Genomic DNA, 17,971 nt, shown 5'->3' with positions numbered 1-17,971 from the left:
GTCTGCATCTGCATCAGCGTCTGCGTCGGCATCGGCATCAGCGTCGGCATCGGCATCAGCATCGGCGCCTGCATCTGCATCGGCATCGGCAGCAGCGTCTGCATCCGCATCGGCGTCTGCGTCGGCATCGGCATCAGCGTCGGCATCGGCATCAGCATCCGCGTCTGCGTCTGCGTCGGCATCTGCATCAGCGTCGGCATCTGCATCAGCATCGGCGTCTGCATCTGCATCTGCGTCGGCATCCGCGTCGGCATCTGCGTCTGCGTCGGCATCGGCATCAGCGTCAGAATCTGCGTCAGAATCTGCATCGGCGTCGGCATCTGCATCGGCGTCAGAATCTGCATCAGCGTCGGCATCCGCATCGGCATCTGCATCGGCGTCGGCATCTGCGTCATCCTCAATAATTATTGAATCCGAATCACCACTACTTGCTAATAAATCAACATTTATGATCCCTGATCCAACTGCTGATCTAAAGTTATATTCATGTCTTCCTGGTTGATCAGAATCTGGCAAAATACCACCAGCTGTTAGTGCATTTAAATCTAAAGTTAAAGTATAAGTTATTCTACTAGCCAAAGATATTGCTGCTAATCTTGGTGCTTGACCATATATTACCCCTGTGTTTGGATCAATATTTATATCATTCCCTGTTATTGATCCTGTTCTTCTTGGCCCTAGTAACAATGTGGGAGGCAAATCATAATCAATTTTTACAGCGTTTCTAAAATTAGGGTCTGACATTAATGTTCTAAATTGAGGTGGCAATTGAAAAGTCGGATAAGTAGAGCCTAATGCTACATTTAAGAGTGGACTCCCTTCTAATTTCAATTGTAACTTCCCATCATTATGGGATGCATCTAAATTCATGTCACCAAGTAAATTTACATCAATTAAAGCATTTGTGCTAATATTCCCTATTCTCTTATTTGAAGCTTCGGTTTGTGTATTATTCGTTATACCTTTTGATGAAGATTCATCTTTTGATGTTTCTACTTTTTCGGCTGTATTTTTTACAGACTCATCTTCTTTGGTTTTATTATCAGAAGGAACATCTTTTTCTGAGTCTTTATTTGCATCTATGTCTTCTTTTGTTGCATCTTCTTCAGATGTTTCCTCAGAGTCATTTGCACTATCTTCATCTGCTTCTGATGTAGTATCTTCTACATTCTCACTATTTTCTGAAGGACGTTCATTATTTGATTGATCAATATCATCTTCAGTATTTTCTTCTACATTTTGTTCATCAGTTGAAGAATCTTCTGAATCATTCCCTTGTTCAGTTTGATTTACTGTTGTTTCTTCTGAATTTTGATTATTTGAATCTTTTAAGTCATTATCACTTAATGGATGCTCTTGAGACGGTTGACCGTCATATGTAGCTTCCCCTTGATCATTCGTTACTTCTTCATTATTTATTGCTTCGGATGAACCATCTGCAACATCAGAGGTATTACTATTCTCTTGTTGTGAAGTTAGTTCTTGAACTTCTGATTCATTTCTTTCATTTCCCGTATTATTACTCGTAACATCGACTTTCAAATCTTGCTCAGTGGAATTTAAAGTCGATTGTTGTTGTTCAGAATTTAAACTCCTTTCTTTTATTGAATCACTATCATCAGAATCATCTGATGAATTATCCAAAATCTTGAAAGATGTTTCATAATTATTTTCGCTTGCTTCTACTGTATTTAAACCTGAGTACAGCGTTAAACCTATTAAAACTGATCCTGCTCCTACTGTGAATTTGCGTATTGAGTATCTTCTCTTTTCTCTCATATATTACTCCTCCCAAATTATTTAAATACAACTTAATATTACTATAAAATTTTAATTTTGCACCATATTTTTTTATTGCAAAACTAACATTATACAATGTAACTATATTTATATAAGTTATTTTAATTGTTATAAAATTACATTTAAGGAGTAAATAAAATAAATCAAACCATTTAATAGTATTTATATATTTCAAAATATACATAATTTCATATAGTTACAAAGAATTGTTGTATTATACAAATTGTGCGAGAGATATATTTTGAACGAGTGAGCACTAGTTTAATAAGTTAAATAACAATAATCATATTATTTTGAAAACTTTATCTGAATAATAAAATTTACAAAAAAAGAAACAGCTAAACTGTTTCTTACTCACGGATTGTTCCTAAACCGATATTCATTTCAAATATAAATTCTATAAAACTATTCCTATATGGAATAAATAAACCTTCTTCAATCATGTCTAATAATTCATGTTTTGTAACCCATTTTACTTCTTGTACTTCTTCTGTTGGAAAGCTTAGTTTCTCTATATTTATATCTTGATGCACTATGAAAAAATCATCATATCCGTCGTCAAAATTAATTGTGAAATGTGGTCTTCGATTAGTTAAATCTAATTGAATACCTAGTTCTTCATATGTTTCTCGTTCTGCTGCATCTCTATTTGTATCACCTTGAACAGCACTACCTCCTGCTGAAAAGTCCCACTTACCTGGCCATCCTTGTTTGTCATCTCTTCTTTTTTGTATTAGCAATTGTCCCTGTTTATTAATAATACAAACATGAATCACAAGATGATATCGATTAGCAGGCACTTCATTTCCTCTTGTCATCGTTTCATTTAATAACTGCCTATTTTCATCGTATAAATCCCAATTCTCCATTCTCACCACTCCGTAATCATAGTAATCATATTTTATCATATTGAAATTAACACCTTGTTATAGCTATTCATAAGTTATGTGTATTATTACAACCATTCATTTAGGTGTATGGTGTAAGGAAAGGGGATGATATTTTGAATAATATTTTTAATGATGAGCATAATAAGTATATGTATAGTGGACGAAAGGTTGATTATAAATGGGTATCTTTGATAAGTAGCATCATCAAACAATCTAATATTGATATGGATGATGCACTAGACATTGGTTGTGGTGGCGGCATTTATACAAATCAATTAAGTGAATTTGGATTCAATCATGTCTTAGGTATAGACCAATCTGAAGTAATGATCGCATCAGCTAATGAACAAGCTTACAATAACCATATACAATTTGAAGTTGGAGATATATTCAATAATCATTTAGCCAACCAGTCCCAGAATTTTATCCTTTCAAGAGCGCTGATTCATCATATTCAAGATTTACAAAAAGCTTTTTTAGAAACAAAGCGTATTCTAAAAGATAACAGCATATTTGTTATTCAAGATCGAACTATTGAAGATTTAGCGATTCCTGCTTCTTCAACCAATCTACGCGGATATTTATATGAACATTTTCCAAGACTTCGTGATTTTGATTCAAAGAGAAGACATTCAGAAGTAGATGTTACAAACGCATTGTATGATGTTGGATTTAATAATGTTGAAACTTTAAAAATTAATGAAATTAGACAATCATATGCAACGATAGAATCCTTACAGCATGATTATTTATCAAGAAAAGGTCGTAGTATTCTATTTGAATTATCAGACCAAGAATTAAAATCATTTATAGCACAATTTCACAAATATGTAGGAGACAATTCTCCGATAATAGAAAAAGATCAGTGGACACTTTGGATAGCATATCATTAAAAAAGCATGGGATAATCTCCCATGCTTTTACTACATATTTACCTAAATATGTTTTCTTTTTTCTTTCCCCTTGCTAGCTCATCTATTAATTTGTCTAAATATCTAATTTCTTGCATAAGTGGTTCTTCGATTTCTTCAACTCTTATGCCACATATGACGCCTTTGATCAGTTTTCTATTTGGATTCATATTTGGTGCTTCTTCAAAAAATGTTCTAAAATCAGTTTTGTTCTCTAAATGCTGATCTAATGATTCTTGACTATAACCTGTTAACCAAATGATGATTTCATCTACGTCTGCTTTTGTTTTACCTTTTTTCTCAGCTTTTGTGACGTAGTGTGGATAAACATTTGATACTGGCATGTCATATATTTTTTCATTCTTCATTATGCATCCCTCATTTTTATCTTTACTCTATTATAAAGGTAACAGCATTTCTTGACTAATTTTTATCGTTATTCATCATCTTCATCTAAGCCTTGTAGTAAATCATTTACTTTTACGATACTTTTTTGTGTTTCATTAATGATGTCCGCTTCTTGATTCAGCATTTCTCCATTTAAATATGCAATAACCATAGGCAAGTTCATTCCAGCATATAAATCAAACTGTTTTCCAGTCATTAAAGTTTTAGAAATGACATTGGCTGGTGTACCACCTAGTAAATCTGTAAATACAGTTACTTCTTCATCAGTGATTGCTGCTAGAAATTTCTTTTCAAAGTCTTCTTGTCCTTCATCAGGCAAAAGTGCAACAGTTTCAATATTATCTTGTGGTCCTAATATCATTTCAACACTTTCTTTTAAACCTTCACACATTGAACCATGACTTGCTAAAATTAATTTTCCCATTGTGAAAACTCCTATTGATTAAATTTTTGCTAATACGCCTAATGCAGATAATATAACCGTTACAATAATAACGATAAAGATTGCACGTGTTGAATTCATATGTTTTTTTCCTAATAACCAATAAACACCTAGTACAATTGCTAATGGTAATAATTTTGGTAAAATCATATCGACATTATTTTGAATATTAACGGTTAAATCACCAATTTTTGGTTCCCATGCAAATTGAACTTTAACCATCGTGGCGACGAGTGCTCCGACCATAAATACCCCGAGCAATGTAGCAGCATTTGTTAATGATTCGAGTTTATGTTGCATCGTTGTTACTAAAGATATACCTTCTTTGTATGCAAATTCTAATTGTTTCCATCTAAAGACCATAACGGCAATTTGTGCTGCTAACCATATAAAAGCACCAAAAGGATTTCCGTTAATTGCCATATTGGCAGCTAACGCCCCAAATATAGTTGGAATTAATGAACCGAATATAGAGTCACCTACTGCTGCGAATGGTCCCATTAAACCTACTTTCATACCACTTACAGATTCTTTAGATTTAATCTGTTCTTGCTCTTCCATCGCGACATCAATACCCGTCACAATTGTGTTGAAAAAGTTACTCGTATTGAAGAATTGAGCATGTGTATGCATCATTTCTTTTAGTTCTGGTGTATTGTCACCATAAATTTTACGTAATTGTGGAAGCATAATATATAAATAGCCAGATCCTTGCATACGTTCATAGTTCCATCCGGCTTGGAATCCTAATAAACTTCTTCTATTAATTTGTCTAAAATCTTTTTTAGTTAATTTATACTGTCCATCTGTTGAGGCATTTTGTTCTTTAGGATCAACATTTTGATTATAGTTCGTCATCTTCAATCTCCCCTTCATCATCATTTTGAGAATTAGAAGTATTCATTTCTCCAGGTTGTACTGGTTTTGCTAAAGAAGTACGTTTGTATTCCATTGCAGCAAATGAAAAGCCAATTAATGCAATGGCTAACATAGGTAGAGGATTAAATACAGTATCAAATTTCTTATCAAGTCCTGATACAGCTGTACCTAAACCGCTCATACCATCAAATACTGTAGCTAATAACGCTGTTAATACAAATCCTAAAATGAAATACATATAATGTTTCTTAATAGGTAAGTATCTTAATAAGATTGCAAAACCGACTGCTGGTAATACAGCTCCTGCAGTTGTTAATCCATCTCCAAGCCACTTTAAGTCAGCGTTCAAGTAATTCACAACTGTTTTAACGACAGAACCCCCAAAAGCTAATGCTAAGAATACTGGAATCATTCTTGATAATGCCCATGGAATAATACCTGCAATATAATAACGTTCAATGCCTTTATAATCCATTTGTTCGATTTTTGCGTCTATACGATGTGCAAAGAATGTGTTTGTAAATCGAGCTAGAATATCTGTTTGAATCATCAAACTCGCAACAGGTACAGCTAATGTTGCAATTGCTTGAGTTGGCTGCATACCTAATGCAACTGAGAAAGCTACCGCTAAAATTGTACCTGAATTCGCATCAATTCTAGATGCACCTCCGAATGTACCAACCCCTAAAATTGTTAACTGCATGCTACCACCGATAATTAAACCAGTTGTTACATCTCCCATTATTAACCCTGCAATTAAACCTGCGAATACGGGTTGGCTTATTGACGAATAAAGATGAAGTTCATCCCATATTTGATAACCCGCATATAATGTTAAAAGCAGAACTTGCCACCATAATATTTCCATAATTAAAAACCCCTTTTTGTTTGAATATTATTTAATCAATGACATGAAATCCTCACTGTTATCATTTGGAACCATTTGCGAAATAATTCGAATACCTTTGTCGTTAAGCTCTTTAAATGTTTCTATATCTTTATCTGTAACATTAATCGAACGTTTAATTGATCTTGTTTCATTCGTTTGAGACATATTACCAACATTTAACTCATCAATTTTCACACCGTAGTTTACAAGTTCTAAAAATTGATCAGGTCCTTTGGCAATCACCATTAATCTTTGAGAGTCATACTTACCATTTAGAATGTTATCCGCTGCCTTTTTAACAGGTAATACACTTAATTTAACACCAGCTGGCGTTGCTAATTTAAGGCCACTTTTATCTACTGTACTTTCTGCGACAACATCATCAATAACCATAAGTCTTGTAATATCTAGCTTTGTCGTCCATAAATTTGCTACTTGCCCGTGAATCAGCCTACCATCAATTCTATTCGCTATAATTGTCATTTAAATCTCTCCCTTTTTTTGAATAAATTTAGGTTCTTTCACCAGATTAATTTCTTGGTTATATGTCCCTTCAGTATCAAAAATAATAATTTCATTTTCCCCTTCATGAAGCAGTGCTTTTGATATATATAGGGATGCTGTTGGTCCAATATTCCAATATCTACCTATATTCACGCCATTCACTAATACTACACCTTTTGAGAAAGCGCTTACATCAATATGCGTATTGTTTACTTCATTTAACGTAAACACATACCTGTAAAATGCAGGTGTATCTTTAATCCACTCTTCTTCAAAATGCTCCTTATTTAGTTGCTCTAATTGAATATGGAATTGTTCATAATCTTGAACAAAGTGCAAATCTTGCATTAAACCTTGTCCTAAACCTTTTCTTTGTGTACTCGCAAGCAATTTATATCCATAATTTACACGTCCCATATTTTCAACGAGTATATCAATTTGAGGGTCTTCTGATTGTAATTCAGCTTCAAAAGTATCCCCGATTTTTTGTTGATACCCCGTATAAACATGTTCACCGTCTATATACATCTTTACTCTATCTCTTGCATCAACAATTCTAAATTTTTCAATGGATGAATCTTTGTGTACTTTCGTACGATAAAGCATGTAACCTAGCCCATCACCCGCTTCTTCCATCGTCTCTGGATATTTAGCAGTCGTCTTGTACGATATTTCATCTAGAACATTAAACAAACTGACTTTATTTTGTAGTTGAATGTGTTTCAATTCAATAAAATTTTTTATTAACGGTTCTCCTTGTTCAATATGTGGTATTTCTTCTTTGAGCATTTTTTGCAAATCATAATACTTTTGAGTCGGATTACCCATTTCATTAAGCGGTGCATCATAGTCATAAGAAGTAATTTGAGGTAAGTCTACCATACCTCTAGCTGAGCAACCGTTCCAGAATCCATAATTCGTACCACCATGAAACATATATAAATTGATATGTCCTTGTTGAACGGCAGTTCTTACTTCAGCAACTAAATCATCACTTTCTCGTTTAATAATGTCGTCGCCCCATCGATTAAACCAACCATCCCAAAATTCCATACACATGAGCGGCCATTTTTTCTGAAATTCATCATGGAATGATTTTAAATTTTGAAAGTTTATATCAGTCTTAGATCCAAAGTTAGCGGTTGGTAAAATATTATCTTCAGCCATACTGCCTGCCCTCAAAGTTTGTGCCCATCCGCCATCAGATGTAAATAGTGGCACTGTTGTACCATGTTTAATCATTAAATCTTTAATCATATTTAAATATGATTTATCTTCACCGAATGAGCCATATTCATTTTCAATCTGCATCATAATAATCGGTCCATTATGATCAATTTGTAAAGGCTTTAATATTTTAAATAATTGTGCATAATATCGGTCTACTTTATCGATAAATCTTTGGTCTGACGAACGAATTCTCATGTCTTTGTAATTGAGCAACCATGAAGGTAAACCTCCAAACTCCCATTCTGCACATATAAATGGAGATGGTCTTATAATCACGTATAGACCTAATTCTACAGCCAATTGAATAAAGTGTTGAATATCTTTTTCGCCACCAAATTCAAAATGTCCTTCCCGAGGCTCGTGATAATTCCACGGAATATAGGTTTCAACTGTGTTAAAACCGAGTGCCTTTAAATTGTATAATGAATGATACCAGTCATCCTTAGGTACTCTAAAATAATGAATAGCACCAGACAATATTTGAATAGGCTTATCATCTAATAAGAAATCAGTGTTAATTTCAAATTTATGCATCTTTACACCACCTGTTCTTTGTTTATCTTATTGGAGTTGCTGTCTTCTGTATGATGTTATTGAGCGTCTCTAAATTATGAATGCCTTCACTGTTCAACCATTCTTTAGCAGCTTCTTGACCTTGTTCTTTGAGTACAACAGTTCCACCTTGCCATGTTGCACGTCCGCATAATACACCATTGAAATGCGCACCACTTTCATGTGCAAAGACAAGTGTATCTTTAAATTGTTGTGAAGTTAAGCCTCCACTTAAATATATGTAAGGTATTGAAGTTGCACTGTCTTGTTCTTTAAAATATGATGCCGCTTCTTCTTTACTAAACACATAGTCTTCTGCAAAACCTTCGACATAGTTCATATTAACGGGTGTTTCAACTTTAAGTACATCGACGTTATACTTTTCATCACTAAAAGCTTTCATTGCCTCTATCACTTTATGTGGTCTTACTTTAGCGTATGATTGACCTTTTTCATCACCTATTTGATCATCATAAGTTAAGATTTCTAATAGGAACGAAATATTCTCTTCGACCGTTTCTTGTCCAACTTGTTGTACTAAATCTTTCTTTACATTGTTAATATCGTCCGGTTCATCAACATCATAATAAATGAGTAATTTAATACCGTCAGCACCCATCTCTTTTAATTGTTTAACAGATAAACCTTCAACTAATCTTGGTAATCTACCGACTACTGATTTATCGTATCCTGTTTGTTCATAAGCTAAAATTAATCCAGCATCTTTAGCCTTGGTTTGTATGCCATCTTTACCATATTCAGGGTCTAATAAAATACTAGAACCATTTGGTGTAAGTGTTTCAGATACAAGTTTTTTAAATAATGCAATGTTGTCAGCCGTTCCTTGTTCACCTAGTAATCTTTTGAGTGCACCTCTTTGGTCAACAGCAATTGCAGCGAATATCCCTTTGTCATCGACGAGTTTATTAATATCTTTATTTGTCATCCTAATTTTTCCACTCCCACTTTTTTGATTAAATCATCCACTTCTTGTTGAATGATTTTTCCCGTTGCAGCTTGCATCGCATTTGAAGTACCACATGCTAAAGCTGTTTGAATTGTCGTTACAGGATCTAAATCATGCTCCACACTATAAGCGATACCTGCCACAGTAGCATCTCCTGAACCTACAGGATTAACCGCATTTATGTTTGGTAAAGTTGCTTTGTAAATCGACTGTTTCAATTTAATAATCGCACCTTCAGAACCAAGCGTTACTAATACATCCACATCTTTAAATAACTGATTCGTTTTTAGAATCTTGATAATGTCTTGGTGACTTAATCCCTTTTGATTAACTAAGTCTTCAAATTCTGACTGATTAGGCTTTATTGCATGAATTTGTGTAGTCTGTCCTAAAATAGCTTTTAACGATTGACCATCTATATCGACAATGTTGTAACTATGCGTTAATGTATTTAAGATTTTGATTATATATGCGGTCTTTGACTGATTCATTAACTTTGGTGTACTTCCGCTGATTGTTACAACTTTGTACTGATGCGCGATATCCGTTAATTGTTTAAGATACAATGCTTGCGATGCTTCAGATACTTCGGGTCCACCTTCAAGAATTTCAGTTTGATGTTCACCATCGTTAATCGCGATACACTGTCTTGTATTACCTTCTATATCTATGAATTGAAGTTGAATATTTCTTTGTTCGAGTTGAGTTTGGATCCATTGTCCATTCTCTCCACCTAAATAACCTGTAGCTGTCACGTCTGCACCTAAATCATCCAGAACTTTCGTCACATTTATACCTTTACCGCCAGCATTTTTGATCATTTGTGTCGGTCTATGCACTGCCCCAATTTCAAGACTTTCAACTTGATAGCTGATATCGATAGATGGATTTAATGTATTTGTCAAAATCATTCTTCTCACCCTTTAGCTATATGGATATATTGTTACCCCTTTAACAACACGATTAATAAAGCCATCTGGACTTGGATTATCAGGATTCAAACCAAGTTCTATAGATTTTTTGCTTGCTAGTAATTGACCAAACATTAAATAAATCAGCCCTATTTCAAAGTCATTATAATCCTCGATATTTGGTACTTGTATACTTTCATCTGAAGATTGAGCATCTAAGATCAGCAACTGGTACTTATCTTTAACATTGTTCACTTCATTTAATAAGTCACTTTCATAGTCACGTTTATAAGCTTCATTACTTCTAAGCAATATAAAAATAGAACCTTTCTTTAGTCCTGCTTTAGGACCATGTCTAAACCCTAATGTCGTTTCTCTAGCAATCTCAACATGACCACCTGTTAGTTCATTTAATTTTAAGCTGACTTCTTTAGTAAGCTCACCTAATAAGCCAGTTCCTACGTAGAATACTTTTTCAAATGATTTTTGTAATGTTTGATCTGCTAGTTCTTCCAAATACTCGAAAAGCGAATCTGCAGTATCATAAAAGCCATTCGTAATCGATCCGTTAAATAATAAATAACCTGCTACAAGCATTGAAGAAAAGCTTGATGTCATGGCTAGTGATTTATCATTTGTTTGTTTAGGAAGTATGACTTTAAAAACATGCTTTAAACTTTCTTCTGTTGCTAAATAACCACTTTTATTATTTGTGATAAATAAATGATGTACGTTATCTGATAACTGCTCGATTAAATCAATCGTTGCTTTCGTTTCAGGACTGTTACCAGATCTAGCAAATGACACAATTAAATACGTCGTTTCTGAATCTATATACGTATTTGGACTCGTAACAAAGTGTGTCGTTGGCACAGATTCAAAATCCCACTTAGGCATTTGTATCGTATCAATTGCTGTTCTTAAAATATCACCAACATACGCAGATGACCCTGCACCCGTAAATAGTACCTTTAACTTCCCAGTTGTATTTTTCTCTATATCTTTAATGAATTCATCAAAATCTGATTTAGTGTCTCTAATAATCTCTTCTGTTAATTGCCACATTTCAGGTTGTTGTTTTATCTCCGAATATGTGTCTGTAGTGTTTAACAATACTTTCCCCTCCAATATTGGTAATGTTGTCATAACCAGTTTGTTTATATAAAGACTATATTAAGTCTATTGTGTACTTATAGTCTTTACCGCTTGCAACACTCTCTGTGTATTCAATAATCTCATCATTTACAAAACTATATCTTTCTATAAACATACATGGATCATTAACATTTTTCTCTAAATGTTGCGCTTGTTCTTTAGTTATATTTTTTGCTATTAATGTTTCATAAGCATGATTGATTTGAATTTGGTAATGATTGTTTAATGTTTCATATAATGAAACTTCATTAAAATCAAATCGATCCAACCCTTCGCAATTCTTTAAAGGTAAGTAACTAGTCTCAAATACTAACGGTTTATCATTGGCTAATCTTAATCTTTTAAGTTCATACACTTCTTGAAATGATTTGAGCTGCATTTTTTCTTGAATATAAATACTAGGCTTTACTCTTTGAATACTTATTACCTTTGTACTTGCTTTGTCGCCGCTTTTTTCAACTTCATCTTTGAAGCTATAAAGATTGTTCATCTTCTGATTATATTGATTACCTAATACAAAAGACCCTTTACCATGTTCTCTTTGAATTAAACTTTCTGCTTCTAAGTTATCTAACGCTTCTCTAATCGTTATTCTGCTAACTTCGTATTCATCGCAAAGCTTTCGTTCTGAAGGTAACTTGTCGCCTTCTTTGTATTCACCTGAAATAATTTTATCTTTAATTTTTGCATAAACTTGATAATATAAATGTGTATTTTTTAACATCTCAATCATTCCTATTCCAACTGGTTATAACCAGTTTTAATTATAAATCATTCTCTTTAAAATGTAAACGCTTTATAAAAATGTATATTTGCACTATTCTAACTTTTAGGTTGATATGGTCTTATGCTTATAAATATCGCTACAAGAGCGAGTATTAATAAAGAAGATGCAAATATCAATGCACCGTTATAGTTATTATAACTTCCGATAAGGATACCTGCAAAATATGGTGCCATAACTTGTCCGAGACTATATATAAATGTAAGTAAAGCGACTAAATTTCTTCCTGAGACAGCACTCATGAGTTGACCACGAGACATAAATAAAGTCGTTAATCCTAAGAATGTCCCACCAAACAGACATGAACTTATGATTAAGGCTATAATATTATGCGAAAACACTGGTAAAATCACGCCGATAATTTGAAGAATGAAAGCTAAATATATCGCTTTAATAAATCCAATCTTATTGCCTAAAATAGACCACAATACACATGAAGGTATTGCTGCCATACCAACAAACATCCAACTAAGTGCTGCGTATTCTTTTAAATCGGGAATAGATTCAACAATCGCAACTAAGAACGTACCTGTGACAATATATCCTGCACCTTCTAATAAATAAGCAATTGAAAAACATACCATAAACCATTTTGTATATAATGCGCTATTTTGATCATTTATATGTATTGTCTTTTGTTCTAAGTTGACAGGTTCTTTAATTTCTTTCATAAAGAATATAACTATAAAACCTAATATTAATGAAGCGATGCCTAAGATAATCCATGTTGATGCCCAAGTATTATAATCCGTATAAATTTGAATAAATATACTACTTGTAAATATACCAATCCCTACACCACTATATAAGAATCCAGATAAATGAGATTTCCCACCTTTATTTAAAGACTCGAGCACAACATTTGAAGCTAACACAAATACAGTACCACTTGTAATGCCAGCAATGAATCTTAAAATATTCCATACAAGAAAACCTTGCGTAACACCCATCAATAGAACAGAAATAATATTGATTAATAAATAAATTTTTAAATCTACCACTTTACTTTTAATAATTAAAAAGGTCGGAATCATCGCACCAATTAAATATCCTAAGTAATTTACCGTAGCTAGTAAACCAGCATTTTGGTTTGTTAAATGAGTCGCCTTTTGCATAAAAGGTAAAATAGGCGTGTACGAAAATCGCCCAATTGCCATGACAATAAATAGTGATAACATTCCTAGTAGTAATTGTTTATATGCTTTATTTGCTGACAATTTATGCACCTCATTTTCTATATTTAAACATTATTATCCTACTCATAGCATTAATATACAAGATGAATTTATAGCAGAAAGATGAGGAAAATGAGGAGAATTATTGGTAATGAGTGTAGTAAGGGCTCTTGTGAACAGTTCTGGCTAAACTTGTTCGTAACGGGGGCGTTATGAACACTTCTGACCAAACTTGTTCGTAACGGGGGCGTTAGTTACAAAACTCGAACGAAGTGTTACTATGGGCGGCCTTAATTACAAAACTCGGCTGAAGTGTAACTAACACACTCAGTATTTGCACTTTCAGCCAAAACTGCTCGTAACGGTATCAGTATTTGCACTTTCAGCCAGAACTGCTTATAAAAAAAGCCAACAAAATCACACTTGTGACTTTGTTGGCATGATACGAGACTATTATTTAGGTCTCATTTTTATTTACTATTTTTTGTTTTTCTTCTACCTATGAAGAACAATGAACCTAATCCAGCTATAAGTGATCCAAATAATGCATATTGTGTATTATCAAGCTCACCTGTATTTGGTAATTCATTTTTATTTTCTTGTTTCTTAGCTTGTTCTGTTGGTTGCTCAGTTGTCGCTTTATCTTTACTTAATTCTTGTTTTGTTGATTCAGTTTCTGCTTTTTCTTTATTTGGTTCTTGATTTGTTGCTTCAACTTTATCTTTGCTTGCTACTGGATCAACTGATTTTTGTTCTTCTTTATTTGTGTTAACTTGTTCTTTTGCTGGCTCAGTTGTTGGTTTTGTGCTTACATTAACAACAGGCTCAGCTTTTTGATCTGGTTTAACTGTTGGTTGTTGGTCTTTAGTTGGTTCTTGTTTTTGATCTTTTGCTGGCTCTTGTTTTTGATCCGGTGTTGCTATTGATGGCTGATCTTTTGTTGGCTCTTGTTTATTATCTGGAGCTGGACTTGGTGCAGGTGTTGGTTCTGGCGTTGGTTCTGGCGCTGCTGTTTCAGCTGCATCTCCTAAGTCCTTAATTCTTACATGGTATGATCCTTCATATTCAATATGTGGTGTTATTAGATGGATTTTAATGATTGCATTATAGAAATCTTTACCTTCTACAACAGGGAATAAGATTGTTCTTGTATCTTTTTCACTATCTTTGCTAATTGTAATTGGACGTTTATACCCATCTTCACCTTCTACTTGGAAATCTTTCCACATTGAATCATGCTTTAATGTAATAGCTAACATCTTCTTACCATTATACTCAACTAATTTAGCTGGGTGTTCAACTTCAAAGTCCATATGAGATTGATCCTCTTTAGAACTATGTAAAACTTTAAAGTTTCTGTCTTTTGCTTTTGAAGTATTTACATTGGTAACTGGTGCTTTTTCAAATTCTGTAACTGCAGTTTCTAATTCTTTAGCTAATTTATCTTTAAGTCCTTTTAATACTTCTTGAAGTTGCGGTTTTTCATCATCAGAAACTTTATCGATTAATTTCTCAAGCTCACGAACTTTATCTTCTAAAGTAACAGCTTTATCATATTTCTCTCTATCTTTTTGTTTCTTATAATCATCTGCTGTTGCATAGTTAGATGCGTCTTTAGTAATTGGTTTATCAAATACTATATGACCAAGTTCATGTTCAGACTTTTTACCAAATATTAATGAAGTTCCTTTTACTTTTAATTCTTTCGTATTTTCATTAACTTTAACTCTAATAGTTGCTACTTCATTTTCAGGATCAAATGAAACAACATCGTAGTCTAACTTTTTATAACCATCAAATAAATCAAACTCACCCCATGTTGAAGGTGCATCCACACGTAATTCTAAAATAGGTTGTTCGCCATCAAAAACAATATTTGCTGGATCTTTAATCATAGCAGCATAATAGAATATTTCTGAATTATCTTTTGGGTTAATCACTTTAAAGTTAATTGGACGTTTTTCTCCATCAACTTGTTTATTGTGGATTTCTTTATTTTTAACATCTTCTCTTAATTTAGAAGTTTGATCTTGATCCGCTTTAGGAGTTTCTGCATCTGCTTTTGGTGATTCAGGTTCTGTTTTTGGTGCCTCTGCATCTCCTTTAGGCACTTCTGGAACTACTTGAGATGCATCTGGAACAGCTTCATCAAAAATAACGCGTGTTGTATATTTGTTATCATAATTAATAAATGGTACAACGATATGTACTTTTGATGTAAGTTCTGAAACGCCTGATGGTACTTCAACTTTAACAACACGTTTATCATCATTTTCTTCTAATGTTGTCATATTAAGTTTTTCGTCACCATTATATAATTCAAATATTTTCCACCAATTAGGGTTTAATAATGTGAAATTCACATATGTTTTTCCATTTTCATGGCTTACTTTTGAAGGATGTTCTAAATAATCATCCATTACTGATTTTGCATCTTCTGCTTCTTTCTTTACAATAAATCCAAAGTCATGTGCTTCGTTTTCTTCGGATACAGCACTTTCCTCTTTATCGGTAGTCACTTCAGTTGTTGCATTGTCTGCCGCTCCATCAGATCCAACCGCTGATTCTAATGTTTCATCTTCAGGAAATACTTGTGTTTCTTTACTTGGGTCTGTTGTATCAGGTTCTTCTTTTGCTTCAGATTCTTCTCCCGAACTTGTTCCATCATCTGCTTTTACATCTGTTGAGTCAGTCGCATCAGAACCTTGAATTTCTTCAGTTACACCGTCATTACTTTCTGTTTCATTATCTACATTTTCTGCAGCTGGTGCTTCTGCTGTTTCAGCAGCCGAAGCATCGTCTGCTGCTACTGGCTCACTTTGACTATCTTCAGTAGTAGCCGCCGCTTCATTTACTGTATCAACTTTATCTTCCATTGCATTAGCTGTTTGACCTGCTCCCAAAAATAAAGTCGCACCAATAGCAATAGAAGCTATCCCTCCCGACAATTTTCTAATAGAAAAATGATGTTGCTTCTTGATTGTTGAACGATTCTTGTTGTGCTCGTGTTGTGTTGTCATATTCATCTCTCCCGTAAATTAAATTCGATAATGATAATCATTATCATTTGTCAATTCAAAATTATACCATCTAATCAAAATTTTAGGAATATATAAATGGATATTTTTGTCATTTTTTGTTAGATTATACTCGTCTAAATGAGCGCATAAAAAAAATCAGCTTAGGACATGTTCATCCTAAACTGATTTAACCTTATTTATTCGGCTACTTTTATAACTTGTTTACCAAAATTATCACCAGTAAATAACTTACGGAATGCATTTGGAATTTGATCAAACCCTTCGTCTATTGTAACTTCGGATTTAATTTTCCCTTCTTGTACCCATTGTGCTAACTGTTCACTTGCTTCTTTAACATCTTCATTAAATTGTGCAACAATGAATCCTTGCATCAATGCTTGGCTTTTAATCAATGTTTGTTGAATACGTGGTCCAATGTCTTCGCCTTTAAGATTGTATGAAGAAATTGCGCCACAAACTGGTATACGTGCAAATTTATTTAAATGTTTAAACACTTCATCCGAAAGTGCACCGCCAACATTTTCAAAATAAACATCTATACCATTTGGAACTGCTTGTTCTAATGCTTCAGCAAAATTATCTTTCTTATAATCTATACCTTCATCAAAACCTAATGTTTCAGTTAAGTAATTTACTTTCTCTGATCCACCTGCAATACCTACTACGTGCGCACCTTTCAACTTAGCAATTTGTCCTACGACAGATCCAACCGCACCGGATGCAGCTGAAACTACAACTGTTTCGCCTTCTTGAGGTTTACCAATTTTTAAGAGTCCTTGATAAGCTGTCATACCAGGCATACCGAGTACACTTAAGTATAGGTATAACGGTACTTCATTTGATGGAATTTTAGTAACATATTTTTCATTGATTGTTATATATTTTTGCCAAGGTAAAATACCTGTTACAATATCGCCTTTTTTAAGGTCAGAAGCATTTGATTGAACGACTTCTGCAACGATATGGCCGTTAAATGGTTTATCTAATTCATAAGACTGCGTATAACTTTTAGAATCATTCATACGTCCTCTCATGTAAGGATCTACAGAAACATATATTGATTTTAATAACACTTCTTCATTATTTGGTTCTTTCACTTCTATTTCTTCATAACGAAATACATCATCTTGAGGGATACCTTCAGTTCTTTTAGCTAATACAATTTGTTCATTTTTCATGGATTATCCTCCTCATTTATAAAAAGTAATTACTTACTTTACGCTTGTAAATATTAAACATGATTATGAAGTGAGTCAAACAGTCTGTTCGTAATTTAATTTTTTTATAACTTTTATCATATTTTATTTATAATTCACTAAATTTTCAAATTAAATACATAATAATTCCTTTTTTAAAACAAAATTACACTAATCGAATTATTTAAACATATAGAATTTTTAGACAAATCTCTGTATAATTGTCTGCCGGAGGTG

General features: G+C 33.4%; 16 protein-coding genes. 1 reads left to right on the top strand and 15 read right to left on the bottom strand.

What is annotated here, in order from left to right:
* Window positions 1-1,779, bottom strand: a 1,779-nt coding sequence (locus tag LQ694_RS10395) for a YSIRK-type signal peptide-containing protein (RefSeq protein ID WP_239772023.1), incomplete at its 3' end; no start/stop codon positions are given.
* Window positions 1,780-2,150: 371 nt separating this feature from the next.
* Complete coding sequence (locus tag LQ694_RS10390) at window positions 2,151-2,669, bottom strand: NUDIX hydrolase (RefSeq protein ID WP_218697134.1); 519 nt, start codon at window positions 2,667-2,669, stop codon at window positions 2,151-2,153.
* A 134-nt stretch (window positions 2,670-2,803) separates the two neighbouring features.
* Between LQ694_RS10390 and LQ694_RS10385 the strand changes: the two genes are divergently transcribed.
* Window positions 2,804-3,583 carry a class I SAM-dependent methyltransferase gene (locus LQ694_RS10385; RefSeq protein WP_081335240.1) on the top strand — a complete coding sequence of 260 codons (780 nt, stop codon included), beginning with the start codon at window positions 2,804-2,806 and terminating at the stop codon, window positions 3,581-3,583.
* Between the two features lie 38 nt (window positions 3,584-3,621).
* Here LQ694_RS10385 and LQ694_RS10380 read toward each other — a convergent pair whose 3' ends face one another.
* The 13 genes from LQ694_RS10380 to LQ694_RS10320 all read right to left on the bottom strand — a co-directional run bounded on the left by LQ694_RS10380 (window position 3,622) and on the right by LQ694_RS10320 (window position 17,716).
* On the bottom strand, window positions 3,622-3,969 hold the full coding sequence (locus LQ694_RS10380; RefSeq protein ID WP_096791670.1) for a DUF2200 domain-containing protein: 348 nt from the start codon (window positions 3,967-3,969) through the stop codon (window positions 3,622-3,624).
* A 68-nt stretch (window positions 3,970-4,037) separates the two neighbouring features.
* Window positions 4,038-4,433, bottom strand: coding sequence for a PTS sugar transporter subunit IIA (locus LQ694_RS10375; protein ID WP_048540852.1), 396 nt, complete (start codon window positions 4,431-4,433; stop codon window positions 4,038-4,040).
* 18 nt (window positions 4,434-4,451) lie between these two features.
* A complete protein-coding gene (locus LQ694_RS10370; RefSeq protein WP_058612319.1) occupies window positions 4,452-5,309 on the bottom strand; it encodes a PTS system mannose/fructose/sorbose family transporter subunit IID in 858 nt (285 codons plus the stop codon).
* Window positions 5,296-6,198, bottom strand: coding sequence for a PTS mannose/fructose/sorbose/N-acetylgalactosamine transporter subunit IIC (locus LQ694_RS10365; RefSeq protein ID WP_070369285.1), 903 nt, complete (start codon window positions 6,196-6,198; stop codon window positions 5,296-5,298). The genes LQ694_RS10370 and LQ694_RS10365 overlap by 14 nt, the downstream gene beginning before the upstream one ends.
* A gap of 27 nt (window positions 6,199-6,225) precedes the next feature.
* The gene (locus tag LQ694_RS10360; protein ID WP_058612321.1) at window positions 6,226-6,702 is read right to left on the bottom strand and encodes a PTS sugar transporter subunit IIB; all 477 of its coding nucleotides are present in this window, start codon (window positions 6,700-6,702) and stop codon (window positions 6,226-6,228) included.
* The gene (locus LQ694_RS10355; protein ID WP_196968466.1) at window positions 6,703-8,487 is read right to left on the bottom strand and encodes a glycoside hydrolase family 35 protein; all 1,785 of its coding nucleotides are present in this window, start codon (window positions 8,485-8,487) and stop codon (window positions 6,703-6,705) included.
* A gap of 22 nt (window positions 8,488-8,509) precedes the next feature.
* Entirely contained in the window at window positions 8,510-9,451 is a 942-nt protein-coding gene (locus tag LQ694_RS10350) for a tagatose 1,6-diphosphate aldolase (protein WP_218697132.1), read from the bottom strand.
* The gene (locus tag LQ694_RS10345; protein ID WP_070369283.1) at window positions 9,448-10,383 is read right to left on the bottom strand and encodes a 1-phosphofructokinase family hexose kinase; all 936 of its coding nucleotides are present in this window, start codon (window positions 10,381-10,383) and stop codon (window positions 9,448-9,450) included. Before LQ694_RS10345 ends, LQ694_RS10350 begins: the two co-directional genes overlap by 4 nt.
* A gap of 12 nt (window positions 10,384-10,395) precedes the next feature.
* Window positions 10,396-11,496, bottom strand: a complete 1,101-nt coding sequence (locus LQ694_RS10340) for an SIS domain-containing protein (protein ID WP_218697131.1) — start codon at window positions 11,494-11,496, stop codon at window positions 10,396-10,398.
* Between the two features lie 55 nt (window positions 11,497-11,551).
* Complete coding sequence (locus LQ694_RS10335) at window positions 11,552-12,262, bottom strand: GntR family transcriptional regulator (RefSeq protein ID WP_058612326.1); 711 nt, start codon at window positions 12,260-12,262, stop codon at window positions 11,552-11,554.
* 98 nt (window positions 12,263-12,360) lie between these two features.
* Window positions 12,361-13,539 (bottom strand): YbfB/YjiJ family MFS transporter, encoded by a 1,179-nt coding sequence (locus tag LQ694_RS10330; RefSeq protein ID WP_231492985.1) that lies wholly within the window; start codon window positions 13,537-13,539, stop codon window positions 12,361-12,363.
* A 428-nt stretch (window positions 13,540-13,967) separates the two neighbouring features.
* Window positions 13,968-16,517 (bottom strand): NEAT domain-containing protein, encoded by a 2,550-nt coding sequence (locus tag LQ694_RS10325; protein ID WP_218697130.1) that lies wholly within the window; start codon window positions 16,515-16,517, stop codon window positions 13,968-13,970.
* Window positions 16,518-16,714: 197 nt separating this feature from the next.
* Window positions 16,715-17,716: an NADP-dependent oxidoreductase gene (locus LQ694_RS10320; RefSeq protein ID WP_058612328.1), complete on the bottom strand. Its 1,002-nt coding sequence runs from the start codon at window positions 17,714-17,716 to the stop codon at window positions 16,715-16,717.
* Window positions 17,717-17,971: the final 255 nt, after the last annotated feature.

This window comes from Mammaliicoccus sp. P-M58 (assembly GCF_022386165.1).
GTDB lineage: Bacteria > Bacillota > Bacilli > Staphylococcales > Staphylococcaceae > Mammaliicoccus > Mammaliicoccus sciuri.
Note: the sequence above shows the minus strand (reverse complement) of the source record. Positions and strands in the feature narration are given on the sequence as shown.

Excerpts from the sequence above, each read along its gene's own strand:
- LQ694_RS10390 (WP_218697134.1), bottom strand. The coding sequence starts at position 2,669 with ATGGAGAATTGGGATTTATACGATGAAAATAGGCAGTTATTAAATGAA.
- LQ694_RS10380 (WP_096791670.1), bottom strand. The coding sequence starts at position 3,969 with ATGAAGAATGAAAAAATATATGACATGCCAGTATCAAATGTTTATCCA.
- LQ694_RS10375 (WP_048540852.1), bottom strand. The coding sequence starts at position 4,433 with ATGGGAAAATTAATTTTAGCAAGTCATGGTTCAATGTGTGAAGGTTTA.
- LQ694_RS10370 (WP_058612319.1), bottom strand. The coding sequence starts at position 5,309 with ATGACGAACTATAATCAAAATGTTGATCCTAAAGAACAAAATGCCTCA.
- LQ694_RS10365 (WP_070369285.1), bottom strand. The coding sequence starts at position 6,198 with ATGGAAATATTATGGTGGCAAGTTCTGCTTTTAACATTATATGCGGGT.
- LQ694_RS10360 (WP_058612321.1), bottom strand. The coding sequence starts at position 6,702 with ATGACAATTATAGCGAATAGAATTGATGGTAGGCTGATTCACGGGCAA.
- LQ694_RS10355 (WP_196968466.1), bottom strand. The coding sequence starts at position 8,487 with ATGCATAAATTTGAAATTAACACTGATTTCTTATTAGATGATAAGCCT.
- LQ694_RS10350 (WP_218697132.1), bottom strand. The coding sequence starts at position 9,451 with ATGACAAATAAAGATATTAATAAACTCGTCGATGACAAAGGGATATTC.
- LQ694_RS10345 (WP_070369283.1), bottom strand. The coding sequence starts at position 10,383 with ATGATTTTGACAAATACATTAAATCCATCTATCGATATCAGCTATCAA.
- LQ694_RS10335 (WP_058612326.1), bottom strand. The coding sequence starts at position 12,262 with ATGTTAAAAAATACACATTTATATTATCAAGTTTATGCAAAAATTAAA.
- LQ694_RS10325 (WP_218697130.1), bottom strand. The coding sequence starts at position 16,517 with ATGACAACACAACACGAGCACAACAAGAATCGTTCAACAATCAAGAAG.
- LQ694_RS10320 (WP_058612328.1), bottom strand. The coding sequence starts at position 17,716 with ATGAAAAATGAACAAATTGTATTAGCTAAAAGAACTGAAGGTATCCCT.